Annotated in this window: 11 protein-coding genes and 1 pseudogene; 9 read left to right on the top strand and 3 right to left on the bottom strand. The window is 49.5% G+C overall.

Annotation, left to right across the window (positions count from 1 at the left end):
• Positions 1-156: 156 nt before the first annotated feature.
• Together QN379_RS21535 and QN379_RS21530 are read left to right on the top strand one after the other, a co-directional pair.
• On the top strand, positions 157-591 hold the full coding sequence (locus tag QN379_RS21535) for a MarR family winged helix-turn-helix transcriptional regulator (RefSeq protein WP_323507570.1): 435 nt from the start codon (positions 157-159) through the stop codon (positions 589-591).
• A gap of 8 nt (positions 592-599) precedes the next feature.
• Positions 600-1907, top strand: a complete 1308-nt coding sequence (locus QN379_RS21530) for an MFS transporter (RefSeq protein ID WP_322239826.1) — start codon at positions 600-602, stop codon at positions 1905-1907.
• Positions 1908-2037: 130 nt separating this feature from the next.
• Here the strand turns inward: QN379_RS21530 and QN379_RS21525 are convergent, their stop codons facing one another.
• From QN379_RS21525 to QN379_RS21515, 3 genes are all read right to left on the bottom strand, one after another.
• Positions 2038-4092: an acetyl/propionyl/methylcrotonyl-CoA carboxylase subunit alpha gene (locus tag QN379_RS21525; protein ID WP_323507569.1), complete on the bottom strand. Its 2055-nt coding sequence runs from the start codon at positions 4090-4092 to the stop codon at positions 2038-2040.
• A gap of 75 nt (positions 4093-4167) precedes the next feature.
• Positions 4168-5790, bottom strand: coding sequence for a carboxyl transferase domain-containing protein (locus tag QN379_RS21520; RefSeq protein WP_323507568.1), 1623 nt, complete (start codon positions 5788-5790; stop codon positions 4168-4170).
• Positions 5791-5810: 20 nt separating this feature from the next.
• Positions 5811-9434 carry an indolepyruvate ferredoxin oxidoreductase family protein gene (locus tag QN379_RS21515; protein WP_323507567.1) on the bottom strand — a complete coding sequence of 1208 codons (3624 nt, stop codon included), beginning with the start codon at positions 9432-9434 and terminating at the stop codon, positions 5811-5813.
• A gap of 97 nt (positions 9435-9531) precedes the next feature.
• On the opposite strand from QN379_RS21515, the gene QN379_RS21510 reads away from it, so the two are divergent.
• The 7 genes and pseudogenes from QN379_RS21510 (at position 9532) to QN379_RS21480 (ending at position 16537) form a co-directional block, all read left to right on the top strand.
• Positions 9532-10437 (top strand): LysR substrate-binding domain-containing protein, encoded by a 906-nt coding sequence (locus tag QN379_RS21510; protein ID WP_322239834.1) that lies wholly within the window; start codon positions 9532-9534, stop codon positions 10435-10437.
• A gap of 72 nt (positions 10438-10509) precedes the next feature.
• Positions 10510-10983, top strand: coding sequence for a GNAT family N-acetyltransferase (locus QN379_RS21505; RefSeq protein WP_323507566.1), 474 nt, complete (start codon positions 10510-10512; stop codon positions 10981-10983).
• A gap of 214 nt (positions 10984-11197) precedes the next feature.
• Entirely contained in the window at positions 11198-11335 is a 138-nt protein-coding gene (locus QN379_RS21500; protein ID WP_323507565.1) for a hypothetical protein, read from the top strand.
• A 258-nt stretch (positions 11336-11593) separates the two neighbouring features.
• The gene (locus QN379_RS21495) at positions 11594-11911 is read left to right on the top strand and encodes a hypothetical protein (RefSeq protein WP_323507564.1); all 318 of its coding nucleotides are present in this window, start codon (positions 11594-11596) and stop codon (positions 11909-11911) included.
• 218 nt (positions 11912-12129) lie between these two features.
• A pseudogene (locus QN379_RS21490) lies at positions 12130-12782 on the top strand (acyl-CoA dehydrogenase family protein).
• An 820-nt stretch (positions 12783-13602) separates the two neighbouring features.
• The gene (locus QN379_RS21485) at positions 13603-15681 is read left to right on the top strand and encodes a SulP family inorganic anion transporter (protein WP_323507563.1); all 2079 of its coding nucleotides are present in this window, start codon (positions 13603-13605) and stop codon (positions 15679-15681) included.
• A gap of 10 nt (positions 15682-15691) precedes the next feature.
• Entirely contained in the window at positions 15692-16537 is an 846-nt protein-coding gene (locus QN379_RS21480) for an SPFH domain-containing protein (protein WP_323507562.1), read from the top strand.
• Positions 16538-16872 lie beyond the last annotated feature (335 nt).

Here is a 16872-nt window from a genome sequence, read left to right as displayed (position 1 = left end):
TTCCAAAATAAATCTGATGATCTGTTGTATTTTTTAAAATATAAAAATATCTTCCTCGAATTGGCAAATAACTGATTAATCAACTTGACATACAACATTGATCCTCTATATTGTGCATATACATCGATGTAGATGCATACATAGAAAGAGGTAGATATGCAAATTGAATGCACTTGCTCAAAGTTACGACAACTGACACGTAAGATGACTAGTATTTACGACCAGCATCTAGCTACTGACGAACTCACCATTGGTCAATATTCGCTGCTATCCCGCATCGGCCAGTTTGGTCCGATTGGTGCCATACCTTTAGCTACAAATATGGGTATGGATCGCAGCACGATGAGCCGGGCTCTCAAACCATTGATTAGCGCGGGCTGGGTCCAAACAGTCGATTTACCGTTGGAAATGTTGACTGATAAACGCTCATTCGGACTTAGCCTGAGTGACGAAGGAAAGCGTAAATGGGAAGACGCCATGCCAAACTGGCATAAAGCACAGGAAGAAATTAACCACATATTAGGAAAAACAAACCATCAAAGTTTGATGGCGCTCGTCGATGCTGCCAACAATAAATTTCTCCATGTTTAATATTATTTATGCATAACACTATACAAACCATCATGGCGCGCACACGCTTTAATTACGTGTGGATCGTCGTCGGCATCACATTTTTAGTATTGCTCTCCGCAGCCGGCATTCGGGCAACGCCGTCGGTAATGATCCTGCCGCTAGAACATGAATTTGGCTGGACCGTCACGACAATTTCATTTGTCATATCGGTCAATATTGCGCTATACGGTTTAATCGGTCCATTTTCTGCCGCCGCCATGCAACGTTACGGCATTCGTCCCATCGTATTAGGTGCATTGGTATTACTCGCCGTCGGCACAGCGCTCAGCACCTTTATGACGATGCCTTGGCACATGGTTCTGGCCTGGGGTATTTTGGTCGGTGCAGGCAGTGGCGTTGCCGCCAACACGCTCGCAGCCACGATCGTTAGTCGCTGGTTCGAAACCAGACGCGGTTTGGCGATGGGATTATTAACAGCTAGTTCGGCCACCGGGCAAATGGTATTTTTGCCACTAATGGCGTACATGGTTGAGCATTTTGGCTGGCGTTCGGTTGCGATACTAGTCGCCAGCGTGGCGGCATTAGCGATTCCTCTGGTCGCCATATTTTTACCAGAGCGTCCACAAGATATCGGTTTGAAGCGTTACGGTCAACTCGAAGAGATTCACCCGGAAGCCGGCGCTACGTTAAAAAATCCGTTGTCGATCGCTTTCGATGCTTTACGCAAAGTCGTGAAAGTACGCGATTTCTGGCTACTATTTTTTAGCTTCTTTATTTGCGGGATGAGCACTAATGGGTATATCGGCTCGCACTTCATTGCGATGTGCGGCGACTATGGCATTTCTGCAGTTGGTGGTGCCAGCATCCTTGCAATGATGGGACTTCTAGATCTGGTAGGAACAACCATGTCCGGCTGGTTATCCGACAGATACAATCCACGCGTGCTCTTGTTTTGGTATTACAGTTTACGTGGCGTTGCGCTGATTTTCTTACCACATGCATTTGGCCTTAGCTATTATGGCTTGCCTATCTTCGCCATATTTTATGGCCTGGACTGGATTGCAACCGTACCACCCACTGTAAAGTTGGCAAATGATGTCTTCGGCCGACTTGCCGCACCGATTGTGTTTGGCTGGATCGTCGCTGGACATCAATTGGGTGCAGCGAGTGCCACCATGCTGGCGGGTACCTTACGCAATAGTTTGGGGACATACAATGCATCATCGATGATGATGGGGGCGGCATGCCTTATTGCAGGGATATTGGTACTGAAGATCAAGGGTCATCGGGTGGATGGCGGTTTGATCACTCCAAAGCCCGCAATGAGTAGCTGATTGCGCTAATCGTCGCCCTCATCTGGTGGGCGGTGCTGAAGCGTTGAAGTCTGAGATACTACGACAAAACAAAAGGGGCTCTCAATACTGAGAACCCCTTTTACATTTTATAAAACACGAACGGCGCTTTTCAGGCGAGGCTGACCAAAGTCAGTAACTGATTTCCTTCCGTCACCTGGTCACCGACTTCATAGTGCAATTCTTCGACTACACCGGCGCTCGGGGCTGAAATAGTGTGCTCCATCTTCATCGCCTCCATCACTAACAATGGCGCGCCCTTGGCAACAACATCACCCTTCTTGACGTGAATCGCAACAATCTTACCTGGCATTGGCGCAGTCAGGCGGCCGGCTTCTGCTTCGGCCTCTCCCGAATGGGCCATCGGGTCCGCATAGGTCAGCACGGCATGCGTACCCGATGCGAACACGTGAAATCGCTCACCTTCCCGCACCACCGTACCGCCCACCGTCTGGCCATCCAGTTTGATAGTCAGATCAGTCCCTGCGCGCGCGATAATGCGCATCGCCGATGCAGTCTGCTCAAGACTGATTGTCCAATCGCTTTGGTGGTACGCGACGGTCAAGGCATAAATACGTCCATCGCCAGGACGGTCAGCATGGTCGGATTCATCAACATAGGCGACTGAGCGTGACATGATGCTATTTAAGCGCCACCCCGAAGCCGTCGACCATGGATCACTACGATTAGTTGTGGTTTCTTTTTCTGCATCAAGCAGAACAGCGGTGGCCAATGCCAACAAAGCGAAAGATACCGATTTGGTAGGCGGAAATAACGTCTCCTGATTCCGTTCGATCAGGCCGGTGTCAAGGTCGGCGCTTGAGAACGCATTGCTAGCGATTAACCGCTTTAAAAAAGCGATATTCGTCGCTACACCAACAATCTGATAGTCAGATAAAGCCTGTCCCATGCGTGATAGAGCCTCCCCGCGATCAGCGCCCCAGACTATCAGCTTGGCAATCATGGGATCATAAAATGGCGAAATGGCATCACCCTCACGCACACCTGAGTCAATACGAACCGCTTGGGTGGCGCCATCGGAAGCAGTGAGTGCCAATTCATTCCGCCTGAATGCGAGCGCTTGGGGAGTGCGCAAATGACGTAACGTTCCAATCGAAGGTAAAAAACCTTTTTCTGGATTTTCTGCATAAATCCGCGCTTCTATTGAATGGCCATTGATCTGCAACTGCTCTTGCTTCATTGGCAGTGCTTCACCAAAAGCAACCCGCAATTGCCACTCTACCAAATCGGTTCCGGTAATCATTTCAGTTACCGGATGCTCAACCTGAAGCCGGGTATTCATTTCCATAAAATAGAACGAACCATCCTGATTGGCGATAAATTCTACCGTCCCGGCCCCGACATAGCCAACCGCCTTGGCGGCTGTCACTGCGGCGTCGCCCATCGCCCTTCGGCGCGTGGTGGTCATTCCCGGCGCAGGTGCTTCTTCCAATACCTTTTGATGACGGCGTTGCACTGAGCAATCGCGTTCGAATAGGTAGACGCAATCACCATGCTGATCGGCAAACACTTGGATTTCAATATGACGCGGACGTGCCAGGTATTTTTCCACCAATACTTTATCATCGCCAAAACTGCTGATTGCTTCACGCTTGCAGGAGATGAGCGCCTCCTTAAAATACTCGCTCTTTTCGACTATCCGCATCCCTTTGCCACCGCCACCAGCGCTGGCTTTTAACAATACCGGATAACCCATATTGTCGGCCTGAACCTGCAAAAATTCTGGCTCTTGATTCTCGCCGTGGTAACCGGGTACCAGCGGTACGTCGGCTTTTTCCATGAGTGTCTTGGCGGCAGACTTCGAACCCATTGCATCAATTGCAGATGCTGGTGGACCGATGAAGACTACGCCAGCGTCCTCGCATGCGCGAGCAAATCCGGCATTTTCAGACAAGAAGCCGTATCCGGGATGGATCGCTTGCGCACCAGTAGCCTTGGCAACCGCCAGAATGACATCGGCTTTTAAATAACTGTCCTTGGCCGCAGATGGTCCGATCAACACCGCTTCATCGCACATGGCAACGTGCTTGGCATCGGCATCTGCTTCGGAGTAAACGGCGACCGTTTTGATACCCATTCGGCGGGCAGTGGCAGCAACCCGACAGGCAATTTCTCCCCGATTAGCGATCAGAATTTTTGTAAACATGACGTACTTTCGAAAAACTTTTAGGGAAAACAGACAGACCGGTGTTGGGCGCACATGATGTGATTACGCACATCTTTACATTCTGAAAACACCAAATTTGGTATCGGGAATCGGCGCATTCAAAGCCGCACTTAATCCCAATCCAAGCACCGTCCGCGTATCTGCAGGATCAATTACACCGTCGTCCCATAATCGCGCACTGGCGTAATACGGATGGCCCTGGTGCTCGTATTGCTCCTTAATCGGTTGCTTGAAACTTGCCTCCTCCTCGGCACTCCATGCACCACCTTTTCCTTCGATACCATCGCGCTTGACCGTCGCAAGTACGCCAGCGGCCTGATCGCCACCCATTACCGATATACGCGCGTTTGGCCACATCCATAAGAAGCGCGGTGAAAATGCACGACCGCACATACCGTAATTGCCAGCACCAAAACTACCGCCAATAATCACGGTAAATTTTGGCACCGCGGCGGTCGCCACTGCCATTACCATCTTGGCGCCGTTACGTGCAATACCCTCATTCTCGTACTTTCTGCCCACCATAAAGCCATTAATATTCTGCAAGAACACTAACGGAATTTTGCGCTGACAGCATAGCTCTATAAAATGTGTTCCCTTCAGCGCCGACTCTGAAAACAGAATTCCGTTGTTGGCAATAATGCCGACGGGTATGCCGTGAATGTGGGCGAACCCGCATACCAGCGTCGTGCCATAGCGCGCCTTGAATTCGTCAAAATCGCTGCCATCAACGATGCGTGCAATGACTTCGCGTACATCGAACGGTTTGCGCGCATCTGTCGGGATGATCCCGTACAATTCTTGTGCTGCAAACTTTGGCTCTACTGATTCGCGCATCGCCATGTCATATTTCTTTTGACGATTCAGATTCGACACGATCGTGCGCGCCAGAGATAACGCATGCAAATCATTTTGCGCCAGATGATCAGCGACACCTGATAAACGCGTGTGCACATCGCCGCCGCCCAAGTCTTCAGCGCTGACGACTTCGCCGGTCGCCGCCTTAACCAACGGTGGTCCAGCCAAAAAGATGGTTCCCTGATTTTTGACGATGATCGACTCATCGCTCATGGCGGGAACATACGCACCGCCAGCGGTGCAAGATCCCATGACGACTGCGATTTGCGGAATACCTTTAGCGGACAAATGCGCCTGATTATAAAAAATCCGCCCGAAATGATCCCGGTCGGGAAACACGTCATCCTGGTTCGGCAAATTGGCACCCCCACTATCGACCAGATATATACACGGCAAGTTATTTTGCTCGGCGATCTCTTGTGCGCGTAAATGTTTTTTAACGGTCAGCGGATAGTAAGTACCACCCTTGACCGTGGCATCATTGCAAACGATCACACACTCCTGCCCGACCACGCGACCAATACCGGTAATGATTCCGGCGGACGGTGCAGCTGCCACGCCGTGCTGATCTTTGTACATATCGAAAGCCGCAAGTTGCGATAATTCGAGGAACGGCGTACCCGGGTCGAGTAACATCTGGACACGCTCACGCGGCAATAATTTGCCGCGGGCGATATGCTTGGCGCTGGCCGCTGCACCGCCGCCTTCGGCGATAAGGGCAACCTTGGCTTTCAAGTCATCAACAATCAGTTGCATCGCAACGGTGTTCGCCTTGAAATCATCGGAGCGCGTGGATAGTGTTGATTCTAAAGTTGTCATCAGATTGGTGTCGATAGCCGTTATTCAATTAAGCGAGAATCTGAGAACGAAAGCGCTGTAGACCACTCTGCGTCTTTAGGAGAGAGGACCTCGCTTCTATATTTCTCAAGCAGGAGCCCACGTTTTTTATCCGCTGCCTCTATGGCGCGTTCCTTGACATGTCCAAAGCCACGAATTTCATCGGGGATATTCGCTAGTTTGATCGCAAACGCGATGTTGTCAACGGTCAATGAAACGCTAAACTCATTAATCATCTGAATATAGTCCTCGATCAGGAAACGCTCTGTTTTGCGCTCTTCAGAGTAACCAAAGATATCAAAGCGTGTTCCACGCAAGCCTTTGCACTTAGCAAGCACACGAAATGCTGGCAGCATCCATGATCCAAAATCCTGCTTGATCAATTGTCCCTGACTATTGCGCTTAGACAGTAGCGGCGGCGCAAGATGAAATTTAAGTTGGTAATCTTTGCCCGGTTCACCCTCAAATTGACTTCGCATTTTTTCAAGAAATGCTGGCTCTGAATACAAGCGAGCAACTTCGTACTCGTCTTTGTAAGCCATTAGCTTTGCCAGATTCCGTGCAACCACGATAGCGAGTGCGCTGCGCGACCCTTCGTTGATTTCTTTTTCCTTGAACCGAATACGTTCAACAACATCACGATAGCGGTCGGCATAAGCCTGATTTTGATAGGCACGCAGCAAGCTTTCACGATGTGTGATGACCTTGTCGAGCGATTCTGGCAAATGCATCACAATAGCGCTTTCGGTTGCCGAAGACGCCAGATCGTCGTGCTTTTCTGATCCATGTTGCGCCAGATATCGCCCCCAATCGAACGCCAGCTTATTTTTTTCCACGGCAACACCGTTTAATTCAATGGCGCGAATCAGACTTTCATAGGCTAACGGAATCCAGCCTTTTTGCCAGGCGAAGCCAAGTAGCAATGGGTTAGCGTAAATCGCATCACCAAGGTGCATCAACGCGCGCTGGTTGGCATCCAAAAATTCACACGCATCCCCGATACTCTGACGTAATGCATTTTCAGTTTCAGTCGTAGGGAAAGCCCAGTTCCGATTGGTGAGAAATTCTGCAGTCGGCGTTTTCGCACTGTTGATGACCGCACGTGTGATATCGCGGCGGGTTTTCGACAGAACATCCGCTGATGCCGAAACAATTGCATCACAGCCGATAATCAGACTTGCCTCGCCCATGGCAACACGGGTGGCGTAAATTTCATCCGGTGTCGGCGCAATTTGAATGTGACTGACAACAGCCCCACCTTTTTGCGCCAAGCCGGCCATATCTAATACCGTAACGCCTTTATTTTCAAGGTGCGCCGCCATGCCAATGAGGCCGCCAATAGTGACCACGCCAGTGCCGCCCACACCGGTTACCAAAATACCATAGCCTGACGCTAACGGCAGGATCTCGGGACGCGGCAGCAATGTAAAATCAGGCGTTTCACCACCAGCTTTTTGTCCTTTGGATTTGCTCGCTGGCTTGCGCATCTGCGCGCCTTCTGCCGTCACGAAGCTAGGACAGAATCCATTCACACACGAGAAATCCTTATTGCACGAAGATTGATTAATCTTGCGCTTGGTACCCAGTGGCGTGACCAGCGGCTCTACTGAAAGACAGTTTGACTTGACCGAGCAATCGCCACAACCTTCGCACACCGCGTCGTTGATGAACACCCGACGCGCTGGATCAGGATAAGTGCCACGCTTGCGGCGGCGGCGTTTTTCAGTTGCGCAAGTCTGGTCATATATTAATACCGAAGTTCCCTGCGTATCACGCAACTGACGTTGCAGATCATCCATTTGATCGCGGTGATGGACGGTAACGCCTTCTGGTAACCGAATTTTAACAGTGTATTTCTCTGGCTCATCGGTGACGATAATAATCTTTTGCGCACCTTCTGCGTGCATCTGATGGGCAATCTGGGGCACCGTCAATATGCCATCCACTGGCTGACCACCGGTCATTGCCACGGCATCGTTATACAGAATTTTGTAGGTCACATTTGCGCTAGCTGCAATTGCAGCGCGGATCGCCAACAGACCCGAATGGAAATAGGTACCATCACCGAGATTAACGAAAATATGTTTGTCGTGCGTAAAGTGCATCTGCCCTAACCAGGATACGCCCTCGCCGCCCATTTGGCTAAAGGTCTCGGTACTACGATCCATCCACATGGACATATAGTGGCAACCAATGCCGGCCACGGCCCGCGATCCTTCCGGGACTCTGGTAGAAGTGTTATGCGGACAACCGGAACAAAACCACGGTGGCCGCTCGGTCACGGCGAGCGTTTTCTTGGCGTCATTTTCTTTGGCTTCAATGATCGCCATACGCGCTTGAATACGGGCACGAATATCATCCGGAAGATCAGCTTTTGCCAGTCGCGTTGCGATGGCTTTGGCAATCAGAGCCGGTGATAACTCATAACGGGCTGGCAATAGCCAGTCACCACGTGGCACCGACCATTCACCACCTTCATTGTCGCGCTCATCGAATTTTCCGTACACCTTGGGCCGCACGTCATCACGCCAGTTATACAACTCTTCTTTCAATGCGTATTCAAGGATTTGACGTTTCTCCTCCACCACCAAAATTTCTTCCAGTCCGGTCGAAAAAGCTCTGGCATCTTGCGCATCAAGCGGCCAGATGCAACCGACCTTTAGTAGACGAATACCGATCTTGCTACAGGTCTCATCATCCAGTCCGAGTTCAACCAGCGCCTGACGCACATCCAGATAAGCCTTACCGGCAGTCATGATCCCAAAGCGCGCAACCGGTGACTCGATCACGACGCGATTGAGTTTATTTGCACGGACATACGCAAGAGCGGCATACCATTTATAGTCAAATAATCTGGCTTCTTGCGCTAGCGGTGGGTCCGGCCAGCGAATACTGACGCCGCCTTCAGGCATCGCAAAATCGTCTGGCAACACAATCTTGACCCGTTCCGGATCCATTTCAACCGAGGCTGTCGACTCGACCACATCGGTCACACATTTCATACCAACCCACAATCCCGAATAGCGACTCATGGCCCAACCATGTAGACCGTAATCGATATACTCCTGCACACTGGATGGATACAAAACGGGAATACCAGCGGCAATTAGTGCGTGCTCCGATTGATGCGCCACTGAAGAGGATTTAGCAGCGTGATCGTCACCAGCCAGCAATAACACTCCGCCATGTGGCGACGTACCCGCCGAATTGGCGTGCTTAAAGACATCGCCAGATCGATCTACGCCTGGCCCTTTTCCGTACCACATACCAAACACTCCGTCGTGCTTGCCAGTTGGCCACAAATTGGTTTGCTGTGTTCCCCATACTGCGGTTGCGGCGAGTTCCTCATTGACCCCCGCCTGGAACACAATATTATTGACTGCCAGGTGTTTTTTTGCTTTCCATAAAGCCAGATCAAGCGCACCCAGTGGGGACCCACGATAGCCGGAAATATAACCAGCGGTGTCCAAACCGTGCAATTGATCACGCTGCTTTTGCAACATTGGCAACCTGACCAACGCTTGCGTTCCACTTATATAGACCCGACCTCTGTCGACCGTATATTTATCGTCGAGGGAAACCGCTGTTAAAGCGTCTAGCATCGGAGGTGACAAGGGAGAGTTCACGCGATTTGCCTCTTAAATTTTAATTAGGAGAACAGTATATTTATACGGTAATCTTTGGTACAACGACAAATATGCATAGTCGGTATCGGAAAAACGCATGGCATCTAATCTTACACTCAGACAGCTGCGATATTTTGTCGCGGTAGCGCACGCGCAACAAATTTCGTTGGCTGCCATTGAGGAAAACGTCTCGCAATCCACCATCAGTAATGGTGTTATTGCTATCGAAGAAGAGTTGGGAGTGCGCTTGTTTGATCGCCTGCCACAAGGTGTAGCCCTCACATCTGAAGGGCAAGATTTTTTGCGGCATGCCAAACATATACTGGAGTCGGTACGGGATGCGGTAGAAAGCCCGCGTTTTAAGGAAAAAACCTTATCGGGAACGGTCAGAATCGCCGCTTCTTACACTTTACTTGGCTATTTTTTACCAGAGCAAATGGCACGATTTCGGGCCAGCTATCCCGATGTAGAAATCCACTTACAAGATATGAACCGGCGCGATGTAGAAGATGCGGTGCTTGCCGGAGAGGTCGATATCGGCATTGTCATTTTGTCTAATGTTCAGCAGCAATCCCGGTTTGAGCATGCGGTTTTGGTACGGTCCAGAAGACAGTTATGGGTTGCGCCCAATCATCCATTGGCGCAAATTCGTTCTCCGTCGCTGAAGGATATCGCCGAATTTCCGTATCTGTTATTGACCACTGACGAGGGCGAACATTCGGCCCTTGATTATTGGAAAAAAAATCGGCTGCATCCAAATATTGTCATGCGGACCGGATCAATCGAGGCATTGCGTGGATTGGTTGGTCACGGTTTTGGGGTCACCGTGCTGTCCGATATGGTGTTCCGACCATGGTCGCTTGAGGGAAAACGCATAGAGGCGCGTCCGGTATTCGATATGGTGCCGCATATGGATGCCGGAATGCTATGGAAGCGCCAGCCAACGTTTTCGGAAGCGGCGCAAGCGTTTCAGCAATTTCTTATTCAATCATTTGGTATATGAACACGCATCGCTGCCACGGTAGTTAGGCAATTGATCGGCTATTTGTCAGCCAGTGCGCAATTTAGGAATTTCATGCTAAGACTTCAACCGTTACCTGATTACCTGTTCGCGGCCTATATAGATCGCTCCGTAGAACAGTACACGGCCGATCTGATGCAATCTCGAGGATGCGCAGAACCGGTTGCACGCCATCAGGCAGAGAAATCTATTCTGCATCTTCTGCCAAACGGCAATGCCACTGAAGGTCACCATATAAACGGAATTTGGACTGAAATAGAACCCGACCCGATTGGTGTGCTTTGGTATGAAATAGAAGAATCAACGCTTTTCATTTACGATTTTGAAGTATATCTGGACTATCGGCGACTTGGTTATGGTGCGGAGGTGCTTAAACTGGTGGAAGCTGAAGCGATCCGTTTGGGAATGTCACACCTTGAGCTGAATGTGTTCGGTCACAATGTGGGCGCTCGGGCATTGTATGAAGGTACTGGTTTTGAGGCGATTGAGATTACGATGCATAAACGGATCGCTCAAGCTGCTTATTAGGTGGGTTCGATTCGTTGGTAACTGAAACGGTTGGCCCTCCGTGGGTGCTGGTCGGGTGTGGCCCGACAGCCAGTCACTTTTTCTTGCTTCGGCTCGGCGCCCCCGCCAAGAAAAAGTAACCAAAAAGAAGGCGACCGCAACTAACGCTGCCCTTGGGGTTCCCAAGCATTTCAGCCGCCAGTCGGGTTGAAAGACCAACTCGCTACGCTCAAACATGTGTTCCAACAATGCCCGACTGACAGCTGAAATACTTGGCAGCATCAATGAAGAGGTAGGTCAACGTCAACGGCAACTTCAAGAACAACCGCAACGTCAAAGATGGCTGCGCCTGCAAGATCAAGAGCAACTTTAAAGGTGGCTTCGTCTACAACAGCAACAGCCTTGATAGTGGATTTAATTCAGTTTGTACTAACTCCATCTACAAACTTTATATCAAAACGCCTATGAAGATTATCTTGATTATGTCGTCGATATTTTCAACAAGCATTTCATTACTTGCTTCATCGAAGATCAGTTTGGCCTGAAGAACCTGGATTCGATCAACGTTGATATAGCGATGTGGGAATGCGATTATCCACATTCGGATTGCACATGGCCGGCGTCATCGAATGTGTTCCACACACAGTCAAGCCATTTGTCTGACGAGATCATCAACAAAATCACGCATCTGAACGCTTTGCGTGAGTTTTCGTACGATCGTTTCGCTATATTGGGTCGTGAAAACTGTACCGCGAGCGCATTACCCGCACAAGCCACACACGTCAGTATTGAGCCAGCATTAGGCATGGGCGGCGCGGCTCCAGAGCGCGATCCAACCAAGCCAGTGACCTCCGGTGACATCAATAAGATGTTTGCTGAGGCAGATGCAGCCAATCAAAGCGCTGAGTTGATCTCAATTAGCCTAACCTGCGCTCTGTCGGTAGTCTGATAAGATTATCGGGCTGCTTAGTTTGACCGATTTACGTTTCCCCTAACCTGCACAATGATTTCATCGCGCAGGTTTTTTTCAGCGGATGCCAGCGGTTATATTACGACGCTTCTCCGCCGACTTTTCGACTCCTTCGAACGGTATTTACATGCCAATTACACGGTTCCAATACAGCCGGATTCCTGCAGAAGCTGAGGCCCTTTGGGTAAAGGTACGAGATTTCCTCGCCAGCACATGAATCCTTTCGCGACCAGGTACGTCGTTTTATTGACAAAGAAATCGTCCCATACCACGCCCAATGGGAAGCCGATGGAATCGTGCCTCGTGCTTTGTGGCTCAAGGCTGGCAGTGCTGGTTTGTTATGCGTAACTGTCGCTGAAAAGTATGGCGGCGCTGGCGGCGACTATGGTTACTCGGCGGTATTAATAGAAGAACTCGCTCGTGCAAATGCCACAGCGGTCGGCTTTACCACTCACTCGGAAATCGTCGCCAATTACATTGGCGCCTACGGCAGCGCAGCACAGAAAGACAAGTGGCTCCCTAAAATGGTGAGCGGCGAAATGATTGTCGTCATTGCAATGACGGAACCCGGCGCTGGCAGTGACCTGCGTTCGATCCGGAGCGATGGCGACGAATATGTCATCTCTGGCTAGTCATGTGTGCCGAGTTGACGGCCGAAGTCGCTGCGATGGTCAAGCTTAACGGCTCAGAAATGCAAGGGAAATTACTCGACGAATTACTGCAGTTGCACGGTGGTTACGGTTACATGAGCGAATATAAAATCAGTCGCGCATGGGTTGATGCGCGCGTTGCCAGGATTTATGGCAGCACATCCGAAATCATGAAAGAAATTATTAGTCGGAGCTTGTAATCATGCCCCGAAAAAAATAGCAGATATCGTTTTTAGATATCTATGTTCATCACTATTTAATGCCGAACTGCTAGGCCGGTCCATACGATTCATTTTTCCGCCTGCAATAAATATGTCATTTTAACTACCTTTAAAAATGAAAATTTCACAGCATCCTTTCAAAGAAATATGATGGGGTGACCTCCGTTAATGGCAGCTTCAGATGAACGGATACCTGAATAAAATCAGCTGAACTTAACATTTTTTGAACTTAAAATCTGCTGAACTAATCATGCTTTTAAAGCATTTATTTTCTTCAAAAAAATTTCATTTCTTTTCTTAAAACATTAAATATGACTTTTTTTGTTTAACGTATGTGGTTTATACGTATATTCAGTTTCCCGCAAGATACGTATATTCAGTTCGTCGCAAGGTCAATAGCGTACACATAGAAACAATCTTTTTCGTCAGACATCTGAAGCTGTTATTTGATGTCTCTATTTGGGAAATCTGGCAACACGTTCTTCACAGATTTTCGTCACCCACGCATTACTCTCCCGGCTTATTTGAGCTACCAATTCCTGCAAAAGCGTCATAACGGCGTAAGCACCTGTCCAATCCAGCACGCGATACATCAGAATAAATAAACTCCCTAGTCACATTTAGTTAAAAGGGAGCGCAAGTCATCGGTGGATGCCGCAATGTTACCGACGATGCGTTCCTATTCCTGCATCTGCGCCGCATGCGACGCACCATTCGTAGCAGATGTGGTGCTGCCTTATGCCTGTGCTTCTAATATCTTATGTCTTCAATCGATATAGATTTTTCGAAAGAACAATAAATGAGTAAGTTTTTGCGTCGAGATGAAGAACAAATAGTTGCATTGAATAAGTACGAGAAGCTACATCATCACTTTCATGATCGTTCGTCGACAGCACGATCAGGCGGACAACGGCTAGTTGAACAATATTATGCCGATGTCCTGCTTTTGTTCGATAACTGGAAAGAGACGCTTCTCATTGGAAGACTGGGGTCTAATTTTTTAGCCGGTCTTACCGTGGCTGCCGTTGCCTTACCACTTAATGTCGCCTTGGCGATAGCGTCCGGCTTGCCTGCCAGTGCGGGGCTGATCGCAGGCGCGGTGGGCGGTGCACTTTCCGCTCTCTTTGGTGGTGCTACCTTACAAGTCACAGGGCCAGCAGCAGCATTGAATGTGTTGGTGTTCGGCCTGGTGGCGCAATTTGGCCCGATAGGTGCAGCAGCGGGCGCCATCGCTGTTGGCGTGATTCAACTTTTGTTCTATGCAATAAGAGCCGGTGGTATCGCACGCTTTCTTCCCGAATCTTTATTAGCCGGTTTTACGACTGGCGTGGGACTAAAACTGCTTGATCAGCAAATCCCAAAGCTGCTTGATATCGATTCTCCGGTCAGCGAGCTGGCGCTTAACCTGCACGTGCCTGTGTGGTTAAACACCGTCAACTGGATTGCTGTACTCACCGGGCTGTTTGTCATGATTTTCATGCTGGGCCTGGTACGTTTTAAAAAATTTCCTGCCGCTATTGTTGGCCTAACTATCGCAACTGCACTCTCAAGTTACCTCCATTGGGATGTACCAGTAATCGGCACTGTGCCCTCAACTCTGCCAGGTTTCTCATTTCCTGAGCTTTCATTGGTTGCATGGACAAATTTATTTGTAGCCTGTATTCCTTTAGCCATACTGGCATCTGCGGAGAGCCTGCTTTCTGCCCAGGCCATCGAAAAAATACGTCCGCAAACTAAACCTTATGGAGCGAATCTTGAAGTGTTTGGGCAAGGTATCGCCAACATTGGCGCGGGGATGTTTGGTGGCTTGCCGGTTTCCGGCGTCATCGTGCGCTCAAGCGTCAATGTGCAAGCAGGTGGGAATAGTCGCATGTCCTCGCTCTTTCACGCCGTACTTCTCCTCATTGCGCCGCTTTTTATGGCGACATGGATAGGCGCAATTCCTGTCCCTGCGCTGGCTGGACTTCTTTGTGTTATCGGCTATAAACTTATCGATATTGCTACTTTAAAACATCTGGTTCAGCAACATAAACTGCAGGTGATTGTTTACCTACTTGCCATGGGTGGTGTACTTTCTGGTCATCTTAGTGTTTGCATGATTTTGGCATGTGCGGTTGCTGGCTTAGACGCATGGATTAACGGAAGAGCCAAGCGAAGACGCCAAGTAGTAGAGCAGAACTGGGATACTCACTTACCTCAGGGAATTCGCGCCCACTTGCCAGCTAGGCGCACGAGTCCATTCAAGAGCGTGCCAACTGCCGTATTTACGCCGCAAGATGAAGATTGGCAATCGCATCTGGATCGAGAACCTGTGGTGCATCCAACCGCATTTGTCCACCCTAATGCATCGATCATCGGACACGTTGTTTTAGGTCCGCGGGTGCACGTGGCTGCCGAAGCTGCGCTCCGGGCAGATGAAGGAACACCTTTTTTCGTTGGTGCTGATACTAATATACAAGACGGCGTTGTACTCCATGCCCTCAAAAGCCAATGGGTTCAGGTCGGTGAAAAAAAATGGGCAATCTACGTGGGCGAACGCGTCTCCCTGGCGCATCAGGCACTCGTTCATGGCCCCAGTTTCATTGGAGATGATACCTTCGTCGGGTTCAAGGCCGTGGTGCATAACGCGATCGTTGGTTCCAATTGTTCCATCGGAATCGGCGCGATTGTGGTCGGAGTAGAAATTCCTGATGGACGTTACGTACCGCCCGGCACGCTGGTTGATACAAATGAAAAGGCACAGGCATTGCCTGCTTCCGAAGCGCATCACCACCACTTCAACGCGGATGTTGTCGATGTCAATCGCGGACTTGCTTCGGCCTATCTGGGAGAAGAAGTTTACTTTCCAGCCACACGTGTAAAAAATCTCCTATTCTGAAAGAAATTTAATGATTGAAATTTTTCTAGGTACAGCGGCTGTCTTCAGTTTATTACTGGTCATTTTGGGATTCCGCTCGTTTTATCAGGTAGAAGAAGGGCATTCGGCCGTCATCACTAATTTGGGGAAATTACGTGCCGATAAACTTGGAGAGCCCTTCATCGCAGAGCCCGGATTGCATATAAAGCTTCCTTGGGAAAAGCTACATGAATTTTCAATCATGGAGCGCACGATTTCTCTTCGAGAGGAGATGCGGGAAGTTGAGTTCTTAGCGCGTGATGGGACCCAATTGCGCCTGACTCCGCAAATTCGCTTTCAATTTCAAAAAGAGCGTTTCCCTGCCTATTTGTTTGGTATGAAACGCCCTGCATCGCACCTAAGGGAACTCTTTCGCAGTCTACTGAGTGCAGAGGTTGCCAAGTTTGGTCCTGTCGATGCTCCCGAAGGTTCGTACGCGGAGATTCGGCGTAATCACGGATTGTTACACGCGGGGTTAAAGCAAAGCTTTTTAGCACGCGGGCTGGAAGAGAAATACGGTATTCAGTTTAGTGCTGTGGAAATTACCGAGATACTTCCCCCTGCCGATTTAGCGCAGGCTCTTAACTCCGTACAAAAAACGGAAACTGAAAATATTACTTTACTCAGTCGGTTCCGCGCCGAATGTTCGCAACGACTGGCAGCCGCTGAGCACGCAGTGAGTATTGCCGCATTGAAGGCCGAGGCAGTCGAATCAGAAATCTCGATTCTTGGCGATGCGATGAGAGAGCTTCAGAAACAAGGCACGCTTGATGCCTACCTCCAACGTCGGCGGCACGAAGTTACAGCCCAATCAAAAACCCTTTACTTTAAAACCTAGAAGGATTATTTATGGAATCTTTCAGCTACTTTCTATTTTTTTCATCATTCGTGATAGCCGCATTCATACTCTTGCTCACGTTTTATCTGATTCGGTACGCTGCAGTAGTGGTGCAACCTGAGGAGGTCGTTTTACTTCTTAGCCATGGTCGTTGCCGTGAAGATATTTATACGTCCGGCATTCACTTTCGGCCCTATCTGTGGATACCCGGGCATAGGATTATTCGCATATCGCGCCAACTGGAACACCAGTGTTTCAGATGCGTATTCTGGTCAACGTGACCGCTCATTCTGGCCGATCGTGACCGCTGCGCCTGCGATGTTGTTACGCGGTTA

It is taken from the genome of Glaciimonas sp. Gout2 (assembly GCF_035018905.1).
GTDB lineage: Bacteria > Pseudomonadota > Gammaproteobacteria > Burkholderiales > Burkholderiaceae_D > Glaciimonas.
The sequence above is the reverse complement of the archived record's forward strand: the minus strand, read 5'-3'. Positions and strand labels throughout refer to the sequence as shown.

What these genes read in the sequence shown, in the direction of transcription:
- QN379_RS21535 (WP_323507570.1), top strand. Translation starts at nt 157, where the DNA reads ATGCAAATTGAATGCACTTGCTCAAAGTTACGACAACTGACACGTAAG.
- QN379_RS21530 (WP_322239826.1), top strand. Translation starts at nt 600, where the DNA reads ATGCATAACACTATACAAACCATCATGGCGCGCACACGCTTTAATTAC.
- QN379_RS21525 (WP_323507569.1), bottom strand. Translation starts at nt 4,092, where the DNA reads ATGTTTACAAAAATTCTGATCGCTAATCGGGGAGAAATTGCCTGTCGG.
- QN379_RS21520 (WP_323507568.1), bottom strand. Translation starts at nt 5,790, where the DNA reads ATGACAACTTTAGAATCAACACTATCCACGCGCTCCGATGATTTCAAG.
- QN379_RS21510 (WP_322239834.1), top strand. Translation starts at nt 9,532, where the DNA reads ATGGCATCTAATCTTACACTCAGACAGCTGCGATATTTTGTCGCGGTA.
- QN379_RS21505 (WP_323507566.1), top strand. Translation starts at nt 10,510, where the DNA reads ATGCTAAGACTTCAACCGTTACCTGATTACCTGTTCGCGGCCTATATA.
- QN379_RS21500 (WP_323507565.1), top strand. Translation starts at nt 11,198, where the DNA reads ATGTGTTCCAACAATGCCCGACTGACAGCTGAAATACTTGGCAGCATC.
- QN379_RS21485 (WP_323507563.1), top strand. Translation starts at nt 13,603, where the DNA reads ATGAGTAAGTTTTTGCGTCGAGATGAAGAACAAATAGTTGCATTGAAT.
- QN379_RS21480 (WP_323507562.1), top strand. Translation starts at nt 15,692, where the DNA reads ATGATTGAAATTTTTCTAGGTACAGCGGCTGTCTTCAGTTTATTACTG.